We start from the raw sequence: 13,734 nt of genomic DNA, 5'->3' as shown, positions 1-13,734 counted from the left end.
CAGCATAGGGCACCGCGACCCTGTCTCATAACGTGATCTGGCAGTCTTCGGAATGCTTTACTTGACTGATATGCTAAATGTATATAATTGCCGTTGATCGAAACAAACCGGACAGCGCGACGTGGAATGAGCGACAAAATCAATGACTAATGAGAACTGCAAGGCGGAGCGCTCGACAAAAAACGGGGTTTTCGGTCAGACACTAGTTACAAACTATACATAGGGGTCGAATGCCGTCGCATACCATCAGTTTGCTTGTACGGCCGCAATCTGAGGTGATCTGCCGTTCACTGACAAGCGACGACGGGCATGGCGCAACAAACTACACACACCGTGTTCCAGGACCGCCCAAACTGAAGTCCTGGACGAAACACACCGGCAGGGTTCAGCGAGTACTGCTCGCCTCCCAGACACACCACTATCTGAAGATCTCCTCACAGGGATTCAAAAGGCTTTTCCGCTGTCCCTGAGGTGTTTTGATCATGCGTTCGCCAGCGCTCAGCGTCTGCGGCGTTTCCTGTCCATCACTTGCAGGATCATCGGTGTGAAAATGATCTGCATGGCCAGGCCCATCTTGCCGCCGGGGCAGACGATGATGTTCGGTCGCGACATGAACGAATCATGGAGCATGCTCATGAGATAGGGAAAGTCGATGCCATGCGGGTCGGCAAAACGGATGACGACAAAGCTCTCGTCGGCCGATGGAATGTCTTCGGAAATAAGCGGGTTGGACGTATCGACGGTCGGCACGCGCTGGAAGTTGACGTGGGTCTCCGAAAACTGGGGGCAGATGTAATTAATGTAGTCCGGCATGCGGCGCAGGATGGTATCCATCACCGCCTCTGTCGAGTAGCCGCGTTGCGCCTTATCACGATGAATTTTCTGTATCCATTCGAGGTTGATGATCGGCACGACGCCGATGCGCAGGTCGACGAGGCTGGCGACATCGATCTTGTCGGTCTTGACGGCGCCATGCAGGCCTTCGTAGAACAGCAGGTCGGAGCCTTCAGGCAGGTCTTCCCATGGGGTGAATGTTCCCGGCTCGGCGCCGAGGCGCTTGGCTTCTTCATGGTCATGGACGTAGTAGCGGCGCTTGCCGCCACCCGTTTCTCCGTACTCACGGAAGAGCTCTTCAAGTTCGGGGAGCAGGTTCGCTTCCGGGCCGAAGTGACTGAAGTGATTGTCACCGGTGGCCGTCATTTCGTCCATCTTCGCTTTCATTTCCGCACGGTCGTAACGGTGAAAGCTGTCGCCCTCTATGATTTCGGCGTTTATGTTCTCGCGCCGGAAAATATTCTGGAAAAAACGGGTAACCGACGTGGTGCCGGCACCCGATGAGCCGGTAATGGCGATGATGGGGTGTTTGATCGACATGAGACATCTCCTGTATTTCTGAAAATTCGTTTGGGGAAACGCTGAATAAGCCGTCACACCGGCTGAAGCCGGTGTCCAGTGCCATGACTTGTCTGGATTCCGGCGTTCACCGGAATGACGTTTTAATATTTCAGTGGCTCCTTGGCATGAAAGTCGCACCGGCGACTTTCGAATCTGGTTTCGCCCTCCGGGATATTCAGCGACCAGGCAATCTGGTCAAACGCGTGTTGCTTTCATCAGAGGGTCGCAGGTGGGGGTAAAGGGCATGCACACAAAATCCATGATATTCGGTGGCGCGAAGCCCATACCCGCTGGGGGGATCGGCGGTGCCGTTCACTGAGCTCGAAACAGTGTGCGTGTGGCAAAAAGCGGCGAACTGAAGGGTTTGTCTTCTCCGCTGAGATACTCGCGGTGATAGCGGTCGATGAGCTCGACTTCTTCGCGCGAGCCGAGGATCACCGGCACCTGTTCGTGCAGACTGGTCGGAACCAGGTCGCCAATCCGCTCGTAACCGGTCGAGGCCAGTCCTCCGGCCTGTTCGACGATCATCGACATCGGATTGGCCCGGTGTATATGTTCAAGGTAACCATGTTTGTCCATATCCTTGGTGTCGCGCGGATACATGAAAACACCGCCGCGCATCAGGAGGCGGTGCACATCGGCGACCATCGAGGCCACCCAGCGCATGTTGAAATCCTTTTCGCGAGGGCCTGTCTGTCCGGCCAGGCATTCAGTAACGTAACGACGGATCGGCGGTTCCCAGAAGCGCTCATTGGAAGCATTGATGGAAAAAGTCCGGGTTTCGGCCGGTATTTGCAGATTGGGATGGGTCAGCAGAAATTCGCCAATATCGCGATCCAGCGTAAAGCCATGCGTCCCGTTGCCGACGGTCAGCACCAGCATCGTCGACGGGCCGTAAATGGCATAACCGGCGGCGAGCTGGCAACAACCGGGCTGCAGAAAGTCGCTGGCTGACGGTACGCTGCAATCGTTGGGGCAGCACAACACCGAAAAAATGCTGCCGACCGTCAGATTCACGTCGATATTCGAAGCGCCATCGAGCGGCTCGAACGCCAGCAGATACCTGCCAAGCTGGCCTCCGCTCGTAATCGGGTAAATATCCTCCATCTCGCCCGAGGACATCGCCGTCAGATGTCCGCCCCACTCGCAGTTCCTGAGAAAAGCCTCATTGGACAGGGTGTCGAGTGTTCTTTGCGTTGCGCCCTGCAGGTTCTGGCTCTCCGTATCGCCCGGCCTGACCGCCAGCGCGCCGCGCGAAACCACTTGCGCGATGGCTTTGCACGAGCGCACGACGTCGCTGACAAGCATAGAAAAGTCACCGGCTATCGCGGGAATGCGGCGCTGCTCCTCAACCAGATACTTATTAACGTTGGTCCGTCCGAACAACATGGTGGTACCTCAAAAAATAATTTAGCGTGAAAGTCGCACCGGCGACTCTCGAATCTCCCCTCGCCCTCCGGGAGAGGGGCGGGGGTGAGGGAAACGGGCAGGCCGGCAACTTTCATCATCCAGGGTGGCGCCAAATCGATGCCCGTTAGTGCAAATGCCGATAGCGAGTGGATTCAAATGTAACAGAGGGTTGCCAGTTTACCGTGATATTCGCTTTGTATGGTGAAGAGCAAGTCTTGACTCGCCAGGGGAGTACGTATTACCTGAGAGTCTTTGAAAAATCATTAGTACCTGATTTCCACGCTCGTCACCCCGGCGCAAGTCGGGGCCCAGTTCGTTTATCTGAATGTTTTCATGGATATCAGAGGAAGGTTCTGGATTCCGGCTTGCGCCGGAATGAGCGCGAAGCCTGGCCTCGGGCCACGGATTGGGCGGTGTTTATCCATTCATTCACAGCTTCTGAAGCTACCCAACTTCTCGCGCCAGCCCGGATAGAGCTTGTCGGCGTCCTTCGGGAAAGACGCGAAGGCGCCGGCGAATTCCTTGTGTTCCCTGGCAAACTCGACCGGATCGGCACCGGATTGCCAGCACGCGTAGGACTGACGCAGCGAGATCGCCCCCGCCGCCGGGCCGTCGATGTGGCCGTAGGCGCCGCCGCCCGAGGTGTTGATCACGTTGCCGTGGCCCAGGTTCTTGAAGAAGCCGGGCATGCGCAACGCGTTCATGCCGCCGGAAATGATCGGCGTGGTCGGCTTCATGCCGTACCACTTCTGGAAATACACCGGGCCCTGACACTCGTCGCGCTCGATCATGTAGGCGATGATCTTGTCCGAACTGTCGCCTTCCATCTTGCCGTAGCCCATGGTGCCGACGTGAATTCCGGAGGCGCCTTGCAGACGAGCGATCTTGGCCAGCACGAAGGCGGTGTAGCCGCGCTTTGCCGAAGGTGAAGTGATCATGCCGTGGCCAGCGCGGTGGTAGTGCAGGTACTGGTTGGGGTACTGCCGGCGCGCCGTGGTCATCATGCCCGGGCCGCCGACGAAACCATCGACCAGGAAGGCCACCTTGTCGGCATCGGGTCCAAAGGATTTCAGGATGAAGTCGGCGCGATGCAGCATTTCGTAATGATCGTCGGCAGTGATGTTGGCGGAGAACAGCTTGGCCTCGCCGGTTTCGTCCATGGCGCGCTTCATCGCGTCATAGACCAGGGGGATGACTTTCCTGGCCGGACAGAACACCTGATTGCCTTGTGGTTCATCGTTCTTGATGAAATCGCCACCGAGCCAGAACTGGTAAGCCGCTGCCGCGAACGGCTCCGGTCGCAGGCCGAGCTTGGGTTTGATGATGGTACCGGCAATGTAGCCGCCGTCCCTGACCGGGCGGCCGAGAATGCGCCACAGATCGGAGATACCCTTGGCTGGCCCATCGAACAACTGCATGGCGCGCTCGGGCATGTAGAAGTCATGGATCTTGCCGTACTCGATGTCGCCCATGCCCTGGTTGTTGCCGACCACCAGCGTCAGGAAGGAGACGATCATCATCCGGCCATCAGTCATGTTGCGGTCAAACAGGTCGAGCGGGTAGGCGATGCGCATGTCCTCGGTGGCTTCGTCGATGTGGTAGACCAGCGCGTCGAGTCCCCTGGTGAAATCGTCGGTGGTCGAGACTTCTACGTTGGTACCGGTCGAAGATTCGGCGGCGAAATGCGCTGCCGCCTCCAGATAGCCCACCCCCGCCTTGGGCTTCATTCTGTACGCGACCAGGATGTGCTTGCCACCCTTGATCAGGTCGCCTTCCTTCAGGCCAAGGTCGGTGTAGCGATTCGATTGGTCCATTGTCATCTCACATTTTATTTACAAGCACTGCCGAGACCTGGAGTGTATGTGGGCATCACCATTATTTGAAGTTTAACTTGGGGTATCGCTGAACAAGTCACACAAAATGGCGTAGGCAAACCAAACATTAACAAACAATAGTCACCAAAAAATGGCATTTCGCCGTGTCCACCGTTCCTGCATGGTTTAATCTGTTTCAATTGAATCCGAATCTGTGAAAACAAGGGGCGTGCACGGCATGGACGGAATCTTCATCAGCTACCGACGCGACGACTCGGCGGGTTATGCCGGCCGCTTGTACGACCGGCTGGCCGCTCATTTCGGGCCTCAGCGCGTGTTCATGGATGTCGAAGGTATCGAGCCCGGCGCCGATTTTGTGAACGCGATCGAGGAGGCCGTGAGTTCCTGCCAGGTGCTCATCGTCATCATCGGCGACGAATGGACCCACGGCACCGATGCTGCCGGGAACCGGCGGCTCGATGACCCCAACGATTTCATCCGGCTGGAAACCAGCGCCGCGCTCAAGCGCAATATCCGCGTGGTGCCGGTACTCGTTGATGGCGCAGTCATGCCGCGTGCCGAGGAATTGCCGGAAGAGATCAAATCCTTGACCCGCCGCCAGGCCATCGAGATCAGCCACAAACAGTGGGAGGCCTCTTCAGGCGAGTTGATTCGCACGCTGGAACGGATTCTTTCCAAAGCCTCCATTGAGGCGCCCGTACCGTTAGCGCCAGCCAATCGAACTGAGGGCGCTGGCGCTGCAACGCCGGGAAGTCATAAATCCTGGTTCTGGCCCGCAGCGGCGGGAGTTGTAATGCTGGGGGGCGCTCTGTGGTGGGCGCTGGCCGCGCGAGCTCCGTCCAGTGAACCTGTGACGCAGCCCTCGGTCCCGGTGACCGCCCAATCCAGGCAGACACCACCCGCAGTCGCCACGCCACCGACGATCACCCCTGCCCAGCCGGCAGCGCCGACAGTGGGCCAAATGCAAGCGTCCACGGTGACCAGCGTGGCGAGTTCACCACCGGACGCCCCGGCAGCGAGTGCACAAGGTGCGCCCCGGCCGACCCCACAGTCCGTATCGACCCCGTCCGCCAGCGCTGCTGCGCCTGTCCCGGGTCCAACTACGCTGCCAGTCCACGTCGTGGCACTGCCGAAAATCCTCGAATTCAAGGCCGAGGTCGGCACCACCAGCGCTCGCCTGTGCTACCAGGTCAGCAACGCTGACAGCGTCACGCTCTCGCCGCGCCCAGGCGAACTCGAGCGGCCAGACAAAGGCTGCGTACGGGTTGAACTGGAAACAGCTACCACCTTCACCCTCACTGCGCACCGGGCGGACAGGACGGTGCGCAAAACACTCCTGGTGGCAGCTCCTGCGCCGCCCATCGCCAAACCGGCAGCGGAGCCAACCCAGCCCGTGCCTGCTGCGGCATCGAGCACCGGGCCCGCAGGTGCGTCGGCATCGGTATTGCCACGCATGGGGGAGCGCTGGAGCTACCGTTCATCCGGCAAATGGCCGACCAGTCCAAAACTCCGTTTCGAGATCGTCGTGCAGTCGGTAACGGCCGACGGGCTGATCACCGACGCGCTGCGGCCGCTCGATCCCGGTGCCGGGCCCGCCCCCGAGATAGGGCGCTCGCGCGGCAGCAAGCCGGACATCATTGCCTGGAACGGGATTGGCAACGAGTTCAGCCCGTATCTTGGGGCCTATGTAACGCTGGCGGACATGGACAAGCAGCGCGGCTTTCCGACCCCCGACCTGAGCCCGCAGTGGACCCAGTGGTATTCGGAGGCCAGTGCGCAGGGACTGGAATCGGTCAGCGTGCCGGCCGGTACTTTCAGCGCCCACAAGATCGAAGTCTGGAGCAGTCGCCACGCTACGGGAGGAGTCACCCAGGCGTCGATCGAACCGGTACGAGTGCATTACCTCATCTGGTACGCGCCGCAGGTCAAACGCTATGTGAAGTTGCAGCGCCGCGTCACCTCGGCGGCAGGCCAGGAGATCGAGAAGGACGTGGTCGAACTGGTATCGTACCGTTTACCCTAGCGGCGAACTTACGCTGGCTTCGGCGGGTTGCGCGTCAGTGAAACTGCGCAATGCCTTAATGGCACCGGTGCTGTTTCGTATTGCGGCCGATGTCACACCGGCTCAATTGAGTTGTGCTGGCGCAGGGAAACGAGTTCGTACCTTTCGGTTCTAAAAAACCCACCTCCTTTGCCGCGACCGATGGATTCACGCCTGATTAAAAAATTGAGCCCGGGTACCAGCCATATTCTTTCCTGGAGCCGATTGCCGAAGCTCGTATTCCAGCCTTCGCCCTCGATCCTGAAGGTATCGAAGCTGCCGGCCGGAACGCTGATGGTTTCTCTCTTCACGATCTGCAGGTCATAGTAAGCGTTCGAAGTCACCCCTTTCTCGATTCGGCTGAAAGCGGCTGCCCATTTCTTGCCGATCTGAAACTCGGCCGGGGCAAATTGCACAGGTGTATTGAACTGTACAGCCCCGTTCTTGATGGGATTACCCATCAGGTCCGTGATCGAATTGCCCTTGTTGAATTCGACGCGATCCTCGTCGTAATCGACCCGCGTTACGCGCATTGTGTAGGTTCGCTCTTCAAGGCCGGTCAGGATGTCCGTCTGCCGGAAGGTCGCCTCGTCACCGAGCGTAAAGATCCGGCCAAGCGGATAGCGTCCGGCGGAATACGGGTTGGCCGAGGAAGCGATGATCGTGGGCATGGCAACGCCTGCCCTGATGTCGATCGCTGGCGCGTCTGAGGTCAGGGCGGAAACAGCAACTGGCTCCGGTTTCGGCGCCGCAGCTTGAGCGGGGCTTGATGCGGAAGTTGCAGGCAACGCCTGAACCGGGCCTGGTGCCGCCGAGGCCGGACTGGTCGCGGAAGACCTTGGTTTTTCGCTTTCGGCCAATAAGCGGGTCAGGCGCATCTGGGCGATTTCGGAGAAGCGACCGTTGGGGAAGGTGCGCAGGTAGCCCACCCAGTCGTCGACCTTGTTTGAGGATTTGATGCGAGCCCATTCGCTGATGTCGGTCTCGACCAGCTTTTCCAGTTCGGCTTCGGTGAGCTTCTTCTGCCCTTCGTTGAAGAGGAAAACATCACCTTCCAGCGAGGTGGTTTCCCAGGGAATCTGTTCGCCATGCGAGGCCAGGCGCACATTGAGGCGCACACGCTTCAAGGCATCTTCAATACGGGTACCGCGCTGTGAGAGTTCACGCACCAGATTTTCGGTGTAGAGACCGTTTTCACCGGTGCCATCCGAGGCCACATTGCCCGGTGCGGTGGAGTAAGCGATCAGGCTGCCGACCGGGGCATCAAACTGTGATAGACCTTTCTGCTCCGGTCGGTAGGATATGCCGAAGGGGTTGTTGCGACAGGCATCGAGAATCACGATGAAGGTCTTGTCTTTCGCTGCACTCAACTGGCCAAGCAGCAGGTTGAGATCGACGCAGCGTTGTTTCATGTGATCCTGTTTTTCAACCACCGCATCGACCGGCAGCAGGTAGTTGCGCCAGTCGAGCTGTGCGCCGTGACCGGCGTAATAGAACACCGCCTGGCGGGTGCCTGGTCGTTTTACCGTCGCGCCAAAGCGCTCGATGGCTTCCATCATGTCGGTACGGGACGCGTTGAGGTGTGAATCGACGGTCAAGCCGGCCTCAGTGCACAGATGGGCGAATGCCCTGGCATCATTGACGGGGTTGACCAGTGGAGCATCGCGATAGGCACTGTTGCCAATGATCAGCGCCAGCCGTGAGGGATCGGGATTTGCCGCCCAACAGCGCTCGAAGAACAGCCCTGGTGGAATGACTGCGACGGTCTTGATGAAATCTCGACGGCTTGTCATTTCAGCGTACTTGCGTCCTTTTTTTACTTTTTGCGGCAGTTGCCAGTCGGGTTTGACTGAGCTTGCGGGAACGCTGAATACTACACCTGTTTGCTTGCCGCTGATGCCTGCACGATATCACCCGTCGAGCCGCTATCCCGCAAAATCGCTCGCTCGTTCCACGCCCATCAAACGCTCTGACATGGCTTTGGATCCGGCCTGCATCGGCGTTAAAAGCCGGGTTGACTGACAGCGGGTGCCGGTCCGGCTTCGCCTTGCCCGTGGAACGGCCAGCACTGGAAGATAGGGCTGACTCACGCCGGCATAGCCGGCAAGGCAATTCCATAACCGGCTTCGAGCACACCATGACCTTCGGATTTCTTTCCCGATCAGAGTGTTGTTTGCGCAGTCGGACTAAGCGCTTCAGGAACCCCCGTTCCCACTCGTCCCCTGGCGCAAGCGGCCATAGATCGCCAGCAGGATGATGGCGACGATCACCGAGGCAATAAAGCCGGCGCCTTCACCCGCCTGGTACCAGCCGAGGTACTGACCGATGACGCCGGCCAGGAAAGAGCCGGCAATACCGAGCAGAATGGTCATCAAAAACCCCATGTTTTCCTTGCCGGGATGCAGCAGTTTGGCGAAAACGCCGATCACGAAGCCAAGCACGATGGTCCAGATGATGCCCATGACGGATTCCTTTCATTGAGGTTTTTCAGGCAGCTTGAGTATAACGTGCCGGCCGGCAAATCGCAGTGCAATGCCAACTCAAGACTGATATAGAACGCGGCATGACGACAAAAATGGTTCAGCTCTGCATTTTGTCCGCAAGAGAAAAAGTCGATGCGCCTTTGGTACCTCTAGCCTCTCTTTATGCGCGCTGTTCCACTGCCGTGGATTTCACAGTCGGGAGGCGAGGATCTGCGTGAGTTCCGCATCGCTGAGCACGATCGGATTGGTTTTCATGCTCGATCCGCGGCTGGCGGCGACGATGCGCGGCAGATCGTCTGCACTGATTCCGTAGGCCGAGAGGCGCGGCAGGTCGAGTTCCTCTTCCCAGCGGCGCAGGCTGGCAACGAGAAAGCGACGAGCGTCGGGGCCGTCAAGGCCCTTCTGCATGGCGAAGCGACGGCCGATCTCGGCGTATTTCGGCAGCGCCGGGCTGCCCGGATCGCGCGCTTCGAGTGCGGCGATGTTGCTTTCCGTGGCGCTGGCCACCAGCGTTCCGCAGACGGCGCCATGCGGAATCGGGAAGAAGGCGCCGAGCGGTGAAGCCAGGCCATGCACCGCGCCGAGTCCGGCCTGCGCCAGACAGATGCCCGAGGCCAGCGAGGCGTAGGCCATTTGCGCGCGTGCCGCAGCAGACTGCTGGCGGTGGAGTGCGGGAAGCGCATCGCGCGCGGCCATGATCCCCGAGCGGGCGAGGGCATCGGTGAACGGGTTGGCGCGCGACGAGACGAAGGACTCGAGGAGTTGCGTAAAGGCATCCAGCCCGTCGGCGGCGATCAGCGCTGGCGGGCAGGTGGTGAGCAGATCGGGATCGACGATCGCCCATTCGGCGACCAGTCTGTCGTCGCGGAACGATTTCTTGTAGCCGCCGGGGACCGACAACACCGCGTTCTTCGTTGCCTCCGAGCCGGTGCCGGCGGTGCTCGGCACGGCGATGAATGGAGTCGCCGGGCCCTGGTAGGGCCGTTCCGGGCCGATGCCTTCGAGGTGGTCGAGCACCGAGTTGCCGGGCCTGAGCAGCCCGGCGATGGCTTTGGCCGCGTCCAGCGCGCTGCCGCCGCCGATGCCGACAACGGCGTCGAATCGTGTTCCCTGCAATGCGGCGACAGTGTCATCGACAAACTCCGGCGAGGGCTCGCCAGACACCCTGACCTGATCCCAGGACAGGCTGTGCGCGCGAAGACTGACGAACAGCCGCGCCCCGGCTCCGGATTCGGCAAACGAACGCGCGCCGGTGACGAGCAGCAGATGACTGCCGTAGCCGGCAGCGATGTCGGGCAGTCTGTCGAGCGTGCCGCTGCCGAATTCGATGCGCGGCAGGCGGGCGATCGAGAAGGGCGAGAAACTGCCGCTCATGCGGGAAGCAGCCCGTTCATCGGCTCGCCGCGACGCGGCTCAGCCATCATGCCGGCGACCGCTTCGCGCCAGGCGAGATAGTGTGCGGTCTCCTTGTGCGCGGCGGCGTCGGTGACCGTTGCGTAGGCTTCGTACAGGATGAAGCGCGCCGGATCGTCGGGCGCCTGGAGAACGTCGAAGCGACGATTGCCCGGCTCGGCGACCGAGGCCTGATGATTCGCCTGCGTTGCGGCGATGAAGGCATCGACATCCTCTGGCCTGACGCGGACGTGGACGAGCGTGACATGCATGGCAACCTCACTTGAATTGACCCCCTGGGATTTTACACTCGGCGGGGTTAGTTCAGGTGGCGAACCCCCTATGAACTCACCAGTTTGAGGTCCAGGGCGCGTTCTGTCAGCCAAATGGTGGCGACCAACAGGATCAGCCGTGAGCCCCAAACGAAAATCCCAAACTGATAAAAACGCGAATTGCGCAGGACAAAGGCCAGTGGCAGAAATACGGCAACGATTGCCATCTGCCCTACCTCTACGCCCAGATTGAAGCCAATCAAGGACAGCAACAAGGCATCGGCGGGCAACCCCAGTTCGGCCAGTACACTGGCAAACCCGAAGCCATGAATCAACCCGAAGCAAAAGGCCACCACCCATCGCCGGTGCTCGACAAGGGGCCACAAATTGTTGGCGGCCGCGAGCATGACAGACAGGGCGATGGCTGACTCCACCAGGCGCGACGGCAGCGAAATCCACCCTAACGCGGCAAGTGACAAGGTGATCGAGTGTGCAGCGGTGAATGAGGTCACCACCCAAAGTACCTCGCGCCATGCATCTCCAAATCGGGTAACGCCGTGCCAGCGATTTCCCGAGTGCACAAGGACGGCTGGCAGCAATAAGGACAGCAGGAAAAGGATGTGGTCAAAACCGATCCATATGTGCCAGATGCCCTCAATCAGGTATTCACGAAACTGCACCAGGCGTGAGACTTCTTCCGAGTCAAATCGCAACTCTCCACTGCCGGGGGAGAGCACCGAGACGTGGGAAGTGCCATCCACGGTCAAGCGCAACAAACCGCGGTGCAGGCTATCCATGTCAAAGAGCAGGCGATAGCCAAGCCGCAGATCGCCCGAGGAAGAGGGACACACCCCGGCGATATGCAATACGGCATAGCCCCCATCGGTATGCGAATCGACCTGCATCGAAGTCATTTTCAGGGGGCACGATCCACCGCGTTGAAGCTCCAGACGGCTCAGTGCCCACGCTGCAACATTGGCCTGGCGAGCGCGTAATTCACCCCATGTAATTTCCCCGTTGCCGTTGCTGTCCAGGCCGATCGCGAAGTCGATATCACGCAGAGCAATGTCCCACTGCGCGATCACTTCAGGGCCTTTTACTGCAATCACCAGGTAGCTGTCACTGGCCTTGTGCGCCCACACGGAACAGTGCACGCAAAGCAAGGCGATGAACAAGGCAGGGCGCAGCGTCATTGGGCCCGTTTCTGATCAGGGTCCGCCAGCGCAGCCTGGGTCAGTTGCTTGCCAAGTAGACGCAGTCGCGAGTCTTCAAATCCGCTGGTTTGAAGCCAGTCCAGTGCGGCACGCGCAGCGCCGGGATCCTGTGCAGCAACGGCCGCTTCCAGCAGGATACGAGCGTCACGCGGCTCTTTCTGAACACGGTAGTTTTCAGACGCCAGGGCTACAGACAACTTTGCATCGCCCTTTAATCGTAAATGGAAGCGGGCTTCTTCGGCACGGTGGGTTGTATCACCCCGCAACCGGGCGGCAGCGTAGCGGTCATCCAGCGCCTGTCGGTGAGCCGCAGCGCCAGGCAACTTGAGCAGGGTTTCTGCCTCTGTCAGCCGGAGTAACAGACCATCCGAAGACACCCAGGTGGCAAGGAGATTAACAACCTCGGCCGCTCGGCCCCGGTCAAGCAAAAAGTCACTCCATGCAGCCAGCAAATACCCGTCGTCCCTGCCGATCGCCAGAGCTTCGCGATAGTGGCGCTCGGCACGTGCAAATTGTCCCTGCCAGGCCGCCACTTCACCCAGTCGGGTATGCAGCCACAGGCGATTGCCATCATCACGGCTTGCGCTGAGAGCCTGGTACAAAGTCTTGTAGGCCTTGTCCAGGTGGCCGGTATAGGCCAGGCTCAAACCGGCGCAGCCACCAGACAGAACGGGCCGCTGCAGACCATGCAATGCCTCGCACTCCTTGCCGGCATTCACATAGTCGGCTTGCACCAAATAAATGGCGCCACGCCATGCATGTGCACCAGCCAGGTCCGAATCCAGTTTCAGCGCAGCGGCATAGTCTTCCAGTGCCGCTGCAAAATCATGGCGGTACTGTCGTAAGGTACCCCGCACCAGCAGCAGTTGAGCCGATAGTGGCGTGGAAAATTGATTCACGTTGGCGTCAGCATAACCTATGTAGCGCGGATCACCGCGCGCCATCGCCAGATCAAAATATTTTTGCGCCAGCTTGACCGAAGCTGCTTGGTCGGACGGAGCACTGGCCGCTGCCGCGCGCAGATCCGAGAGATCGCGCGCATCGGAGTCACCGGCCCGAAAAGGCAGGCGCTCGATGACTTCCGAGTCGTCCGCAGGCGTGTAGGGCACAGCCTGGGCTTTGGCAGCCAACGCGAAGACTATACCCAGCACTATGCCTCGGAAGATCAGCATTAACTTATTGATTAGTTGAATTTTGATATTTGCATTATATTGGGTGTGCGGCATGCGTTGCCGTTTGAGTTTGTCAATAATTCACAGGAGACTAATCATGAACAAGTTACTTTCTGCTATTTTCGTTGCTACCTTGGCCACTGTATCTGCAGGTGCTTTCGCTGCGGCTCACGGTGGAGCAATGACGGATAAGGAAAAGGCAGACAAAATGGCGGCCTGCAAGGCAATGGATCCCGCAAAAGCCGACGACAAGATGAAGGCTGAATGCAAGAAGATGGAAGAAATGTCGGCTAAAAAGATGGAAGAAATGCCGGCTAAGAAGATGGACCAGAAGCCGGGCTATTGACCGCCTGATTCTCGCCGTAAAGCGGACTCGCCAGTCCGCTTTTTTTACGTGTTTTTATTGTTGAAGACCAATCCTGGTTGGACAGAGCCTCACCCTGATCGACGACCTCCTGCCGCCCAAGCGCTTTTGTAGCTCATCCACGTCACCGTAGCAGAGGTTTTTTACCGGTCAGCA

Annotated in this window: 11 protein-coding genes; 2 read left to right on the top strand and 9 right to left on the bottom strand. The window is 59.1% G+C overall.

All coding sequences use genetic code 11. The features are described from left to right. Positions 1-498: 498 nt before the first annotated feature. The 3 genes from JNM42_RS08150 to JNM42_RS08140 form a co-directional block, all read right to left on the bottom strand. A complete protein-coding gene (locus tag JNM42_RS08150; protein ID WP_294268193.1) occupies positions 499-1,374 on the bottom strand; it encodes a phosphoribulokinase in 876 nt (291 codons plus the stop codon). A 333-nt stretch (positions 1,375-1,707) separates the two neighbouring features. Continuing rightward, a complete protein-coding gene (locus JNM42_RS08145) occupies positions 1,708-2,784 on the bottom strand; it encodes a class 1 fructose-bisphosphatase (protein WP_294268192.1) in 1,077 nt (358 codons plus the stop codon). Between the two features lie 446 nt (positions 2,785-3,230). Continuing rightward, the gene (locus JNM42_RS08140) at positions 3,231-4,619 is read right to left on the bottom strand and encodes a ribulose-bisphosphate carboxylase (RefSeq protein WP_294268191.1); all 1,389 of its coding nucleotides are present in this window, start codon (positions 4,617-4,619) and stop codon (positions 3,231-3,233) included. A gap of 214 nt (positions 4,620-4,833) precedes the next feature. On the opposite strand from JNM42_RS08140, the gene JNM42_RS08135 reads away from it, so the two are divergent. Beyond that, a complete protein-coding gene (locus tag JNM42_RS08135; RefSeq protein ID WP_294268190.1) occupies positions 4,834-6,663 on the top strand; it encodes a TIR domain-containing protein in 1,830 nt (609 codons plus the stop codon). Positions 6,664-6,755: 92 nt separating this feature from the next. Here JNM42_RS08135 and JNM42_RS08130 read toward each other — a convergent pair whose 3' ends face one another. The 6 genes from JNM42_RS08130 to JNM42_RS08105 all read right to left on the bottom strand — a co-directional run bounded on the left by JNM42_RS08130 (position 6,756) and on the right by JNM42_RS08105 (position 13,214). Next, entirely contained in the window at positions 6,756-8,474 is a 1,719-nt protein-coding gene (locus JNM42_RS08130) for a caspase family protein (RefSeq protein ID WP_294268189.1), read from the bottom strand. Between the two features lie 402 nt (positions 8,475-8,876). After that, positions 8,877-9,143, bottom strand: a complete 267-nt coding sequence (locus tag JNM42_RS08125) for a GlsB/YeaQ/YmgE family stress response membrane protein (RefSeq protein ID WP_294268188.1) — start codon at positions 9,141-9,143, stop codon at positions 8,877-8,879. 210 nt (positions 9,144-9,353) lie between these two features. Further along, positions 9,354-10,538, bottom strand: coding sequence for an iron-containing alcohol dehydrogenase (locus tag JNM42_RS08120; protein ID WP_294268187.1), 1,185 nt, complete (start codon positions 10,536-10,538; stop codon positions 9,354-9,356). Continuing rightward, complete coding sequence (locus JNM42_RS08115; protein WP_294268186.1) at positions 10,535-10,828, bottom strand: antibiotic biosynthesis monooxygenase; 294 nt, start codon at positions 10,826-10,828, stop codon at positions 10,535-10,537. Before JNM42_RS08115 ends, JNM42_RS08120 begins: the two co-directional genes overlap by 4 nt. A 68-nt stretch (positions 10,829-10,896) precedes the next feature. Further along, positions 10,897-12,003: a HupE/UreJ family protein gene (locus JNM42_RS08110; protein WP_294268185.1), complete on the bottom strand. Its 1,107-nt coding sequence runs from the start codon at positions 12,001-12,003 to the stop codon at positions 10,897-10,899. Between the two features lie 14 nt (positions 12,004-12,017). After that, the gene (locus tag JNM42_RS08105) at positions 12,018-13,214 is read right to left on the bottom strand and encodes a hypothetical protein (protein WP_294268184.1); all 1,197 of its coding nucleotides are present in this window, start codon (positions 13,212-13,214) and stop codon (positions 12,018-12,020) included. Positions 13,215-13,311: 97 nt separating this feature from the next. On the opposite strand from JNM42_RS08105, the gene JNM42_RS08100 reads away from it, so the two are divergent. Next, complete coding sequence (locus JNM42_RS08100; RefSeq protein WP_294268183.1) at positions 13,312-13,560, top strand: hypothetical protein; 249 nt, start codon at positions 13,312-13,314, stop codon at positions 13,558-13,560. The last annotated feature ends 174 nt before the right edge of the window (positions 13,561-13,734 follow it).

Origin of the sequence: Propionivibrio sp. (genome assembly GCF_016790145.1) — a bacterium.
In the GTDB taxonomy this organism is placed as follows: Bacteria; Pseudomonadota; Gammaproteobacteria; order Burkholderiales; family Rhodocyclaceae; genus Propionivibrio.
This window is presented reverse-complemented; position numbering and strand designations above follow the sequence as displayed.

Coding starts and splice junctions, on each gene's coding strand:
- JNM42_RS08125 (WP_294268188.1), bottom strand. CDS start 9,143: ATGGGCATCATCTGGACCATCGTGCTTGGCTTCGTGATCGGCGTTTTC.
- JNM42_RS08150 (WP_294268193.1), bottom strand. CDS start 1,374: ATGTCGATCAAACACCCCATCATCGCCATTACCGGCTCATCGGGTGCC.
- JNM42_RS08120 (WP_294268187.1), bottom strand. CDS start 10,538: ATGAGCGGCAGTTTCTCGCCCTTCTCGATCGCCCGCCTGCCGCGCATC.
- JNM42_RS08130 (WP_294268189.1), bottom strand. CDS start 8,474: ATGACAAGCCGTCGAGATTTCATCAAGACCGTCGCAGTCATTCCACCA.
- JNM42_RS08115 (WP_294268186.1), bottom strand. CDS start 10,828: ATGCATGTCACGCTCGTCCACGTCCGCGTCAGGCCAGAGGATGTCGAT.
- JNM42_RS08140 (WP_294268191.1), bottom strand. CDS start 4,619: ATGGACCAATCGAATCGCTACACCGACCTTGGCCTGAAGGAAGGCGAC.
- JNM42_RS08100 (WP_294268183.1), top strand. CDS start 13,312: ATGAACAAGTTACTTTCTGCTATTTTCGTTGCTACCTTGGCCACTGTA.
- JNM42_RS08105 (WP_294268184.1), bottom strand. CDS start 13,214: ATGCTGATCTTCCGAGGCATAGTGCTGGGTATAGTCTTCGCGTTGGCT.
- JNM42_RS08145 (WP_294268192.1), bottom strand. CDS start 2,784: ATGTTGTTCGGACGGACCAACGTTAATAAGTATCTGGTTGAGGAGCAG.